The 4,318-nt window shown below is 65.3% G+C and carries 4 protein-coding genes; all 4 read left to right on the top strand.

The genetic code is table 11. The annotated features are described in order from the left end of the window. The first annotated feature begins 111 nt into the window (after window positions 1–111). Window positions 112–639: a peptidylprolyl isomerase gene (locus tag MRY84_RS09435; RefSeq protein ID WP_291505473.1), complete on the top strand. Its 528-nt coding sequence runs from the start codon at window positions 112–114 to the stop codon at window positions 637–639. 14 nt (window positions 640–653) lie between these two features. Continuing rightward, window positions 654–1,451, top strand: coding sequence for a UDP-2,3-diacylglucosamine diphosphatase (locus MRY84_RS09440; RefSeq protein ID WP_291505474.1), 798 nt, complete (start codon window positions 654–656; stop codon window positions 1,449–1,451). A 51-nt stretch (window positions 1,452–1,502) separates the two neighbouring features. Beyond that, window positions 1,503–2,336: a M90 family metallopeptidase gene (locus MRY84_RS09445; RefSeq protein WP_291505475.1), complete on the top strand. Its 834-nt coding sequence runs from the start codon at window positions 1,503–1,505 to the stop codon at window positions 2,334–2,336. 256 nt (window positions 2,337–2,592) lie between these two features. Then, window positions 2,593–4,318 (top strand): hypothetical protein (locus MRY84_RS09450; protein ID WP_291505476.1); only part of this gene is annotated, 1,726 nt, incomplete at its 3' end.

A 4,318-nucleotide genomic window follows, 5' to 3' on the forward strand; every position in this document is an offset into this window, starting at 1 on the left:
CACTGCCAACAAGGGCCCGCACCAGAACGTGCCCACTACCCCCGTCACCATCACCTCCGCCACCGTGGTGAAGTGAGTGACGCACCTCTTTTTGAAAAGAAAGCACTGCAAATGAGCAATCCCCAAGTCGAACTGCACGTCACCATCAACGTGGCGGACACCGCCACCCAGGGCGTGATCACCCTCGAGCTGGACGCCGAAAAAGCCCCCAAGTCCACCGCCAACTTCCTGAGCTACGTGAACAGCGGCTTCTACAACGGCACCGTGTTCCACCGCGTGATCAAGAACTTCATGATCCAGGGCGGCGGCATGACGGCCGACATGAAGCAAAAGGAAACCCAGGCCCCCATCGAAAACGAAGCCAAGAACGGCCTGAAGAACGACAAGTACACCGTGGCCATGGCACGCACCGGCGACCCCCACAGTGCCACGGCGCAGTTCTTCATCAACACCGTGGACAACGCCTTCCTGAACCACAGCTCGCCCACCCCTCAGGGCTGGGGCTATGCCGTGTTCGGCAAGGTCGTCAAAGGCCAGGATGTGGTGGACGCCATCAAGGCCGTGCGCACCACGCGCAAGGGCTTCCATGACGACGTTCCGTTCGATGCGGTCGTGATCGATAAAGCTGTAGCCCTGTAAACCCGCTGCTGCGCGTGGTCGTGACTGCCGACCCGTTGACGACCGTGCCCCGGTTCGAGGAGCTTGCCGCTCCTTCGCACTGGCGCACGGTCGAATTCATTTCGGATCTCCACCTGCAGGCCAGCGAGCCCGCCACCGTGGCCGCTTGGGAGCACTACCTCAGCACCACGCAGGCCGATGCCCTTTTTATTCTGGGCGACCTGTTTGAGGTGTGGGTGGGTGACGACGCTCTGGAGGAGCCCGGCGGCTTTGAAGCCCAGGCCTGCAGCGCCCTGCGTGCCGCCGCGCACCGCATGCCGGTGTTCTTCATGCACGGCAACCGCGACTTCCTGGCGGGTGACGCCTTTTTGCGGCACTGCGGCATCACCGGGTTGCACGACCCGACCGTGCTGGCCTTTGCAGGCCAACGCCATGTGCTGAGCCATGGCGACCTGCTATGCCTGGACGATGTGGACTACCAGCGTTTTCGTGTGCTGGCGCGCAGCAGCGCCTGGCAGCAGCAGTTCCTGTCGCAGCCGCTGGCCACACGCCGTGCGCAGGCCCGTGGCATCCGGCAGGAGAGCGAAGCGCGCAAGCAGTCCGGTGCCCCTTACGCCGATGTGGACCACTCTGCCGCCATCGCCTGGCTGCAGGCGGCAGGCGCACAGACGCTGATCCACGGCCACACGCACCGCCCCGCCAACCACACGCTGGCCCCCGGCCTGCAGCGCGTGGTCCTCAGCGACTGGGACGCCGCCGCATTCCCCCCGCGCCTGGAAACACTGCGTTTGTCCGCCGCGGGCTTGGAACGCGTGGCCCTGGTCCCCACGTAGCAGGGGTCTTGAACTCCGGGTGTGCATACTGCAGCCCCGACCCTGCCCACCATGCCACCTCTCCTCAACCGGCTCTGGCGTCGCGTGCGGACCACGGTAGCCCCCGTGCCCGACATCTCCGCCACGCTGTGGCTGCAAACGCTGCAGCGCTACCCGTTCCTGGCGGCGCTCCCGCTGCACGACCAAGCCAAGCTGCGCGCCTTGAGCGCGCTCTTCCTGCACCGCAAGGAGTTCCACGGCGCGCACGGTCTGGTCGTGACCGACGCCATGGCCATCGACATCGCCGCACAGGCGTGTCTGCCTTTGCTGCACTGGGGCGACGCGGCCAAGGCCCTCGACTGGTACGACGATTTCGTGACCATCGTGGTGCACCCGGGCGAAGCCGTGGCGCGCCGCCAGGTGACGGACGAGGCAGGCGTGGTGCACGAACACACGCAGGTCCTGCTGGGCGAAGCCATGGACCGCGGCCCCATCATGCTGAGCTGGGAGCACGTGGCCAATGCCACCGAAAACACCGCACGGGGCCACAACGTGGTGGTGCACGAGTTTGTGCACAAGCTCGACATGAAGAACGGCGAACCCAACGGCTGCCCTCCCCTCCCAGCAGGCTTCATGGGTGCGCGCACGGGGCGCGCGGCGTACGAGGCGTGGTGGTCGGCCTGGGAGCCCGCCTACGAGCACTTCCGCGAACGCGTGATCATGGCCGAACGGTTTGGCGCCGAACGCCCTTGGCTGGACGCGTACGGTGCCACGTCGCAGTCCGAATTTTTCGCGGTGGCTTGCGAGGCATATTTCGTGAACCGGGACCGGTTCGCGCGGGAGTTCCCCAGCCTGTTGCCGGTGCTGGACGCGTTCTTTGGCGGGAACGGCGGCAGGGCAAGCTGACAAAGGCGTTGGCGCGGTCAATAGGCTTCGTGCACGCGGGCGCCCACAGGCTACCGCCGGGCGGTGAGCGCCTGAGGGCTCGCCTGCTGTGAACGCCAAAAATGTTGCCAATCGAAACAGTCGCGTACTCAGTCACCGTTTGCGTTAACTTCGGCTGACCCTGAGCATGCGCGTTGCAAGCCTCCATAGAGAGAGCGCAAGCCGCCGTAGCCCCGCGATTTCCACCGTCACCCAACGTCATTTCCCAAAGGCGCTCATGACAACTGTTGTCTCCAGAAATCCACTTCGCCGCGCCGGCATCCTCGCCGCGTTAGTCCTCCCCCTGCTGAGCGCGTGCGGCGGCTCTTCTGATCCGGTGACGCCGCCACCACCCGCGCCCACCCCCACGCCGCCCACGCCCGCCACGGCGCTCTCGCTGTTGGCCGGCAACACCGACGGTGCGGGCAACCAGGACGGCGCGGCGCCCACTACAGCACGGCTGAGCGCTTACTTGGGCGGAATGGCCGTGAACAGTGCGGGCGAAGTCATCATCCTGGACAGCGGGAACCATCAGGTTCGCAAACTCAGCGCCAACTTCGGGCAAGTCAGCACCCTGGCGGGTGGCGGGGGTCCGTTGGCCCAAGTGCCCTCCAACCATGCCGATGGCAATGGAGCTGGCGCACGTTTTTACCGTCCCATGGGTGCAGCAGTCGACGCGGCGGGGAACACCTACGTGGCAGATACCGACAATCACCTGGTGCGCAAGGTCACCGCTGCGGGTGCGGTGACCACCCTTGCTGGCAAGGTCGGGGTTTGCGGCAACCAGGACGGGACGGGCAATACCGCCACCTTTTGCAGCCCCACCAGCATTGCCGTCGACAAAGCGGGCAATGTGTACGTCGCCGAAATCAAGCAGACGACGGCCCAGATTGTCGCCAACCCCATCCGCAAGATTGCTCCGACGGGGGAAGTGACCACACTGACCAGCAAGGCCAGCCAGTTCCCGACGTTACTCTTCTTTTCCGGCCCAGCCGTTGAAACCTACCGTCCCGTGCTTTTGGCGACCGATTCAGCCGGGGTGCTCTACGCGGCCGACCCCAATGACCACGTGATACGCCGATATGCGGCCAATGGCCAAGCTACCGTGGTGTCTGGCGTCGTGAGTGCCAACAACGATGGCAGTACGGATGGCGCCGCGTCCGTGGCAAAGTTCAGCTATCTCAAGGCGATTGCATTCGACACGGCGAATCGTCTGTTCGTGCTGGACTGGCACGGAACGCCGGCCATCCGCCAGGTGGGCAGTGACGGGAGCGTGACCACCGTCGTTCGTGCCAAATCCTGCAGCTTCGAAGGGGACGGCAGTGGCGCCGCCCCAGGCACCTTGTGCACTGCGGACCAGATGACCGTCACGCCCGACGGACGATTCCTCGTCGCTGAGATAGGCATGAGCATCAGCGCTGCCGGCACCGGTACGGTCACCTATGCACAGTTGCGCAGCTACACGCCCCAAGGCACCTCTGTGGCGGTTGCCGGGATTCCCCCGGCTGCAGGTGCGGACGACGGACAGGGCAGCAGCGCGCGCTTTGCCATGCCTGGCTCCATCGCGTTGAACCCCGCCGGCACGCTGTATGTGCGCGACGAAGGCAACCGCACCATCCGTACCGTGCAGACCGACGGGCTCGTGCGCACGCTGGGCAAGCCGGGCGGCCATTGCACTGCGATCTCCGGCCTGGGCGAGCAAGTCTTGTCCAGCCCCATGGCTCCTTTGGCCACCGATGGTGCCGGCAACCTCTACACCTTCGAGGACGCACGCATCCTGAAGACGAGTGCTTGCCAGGCAACGCTGCTTGCGGACCTGGCCCCGCTGCTGGACAAGGTTCCCACCGCTTTCCTCGGGGGGGCGTCGGGCCTCGCAGCCGACAGCGCGGGCAACGTGTATGTCTCCAGCCTAAAGGGCGCCATCTACAAGATCGACCCCAAGGGCGAAGTCACCTTGTTTGCCG

The sequence above is a fragment of the Acidovorax sp. genome, from assembly GCF_022763525.1.
Classification (GTDB): Bacteria; Pseudomonadota; Gammaproteobacteria; order Burkholderiales; family Burkholderiaceae_C; genus Acidovorax.

Bases quoted from the DNA above. Each gene is read 5' to 3' on its own strand.
- MRY84_RS09435 (WP_291505473.1), top strand. From the start codon at position 112: ATGAGCAATCCCCAAGTCGAACTGCACGTCACCATCAACGTGGCGGAC.
- MRY84_RS09445 (WP_291505475.1), top strand. From the start codon at position 1,503: ATGCCACCTCTCCTCAACCGGCTCTGGCGTCGCGTGCGGACCACGGTA.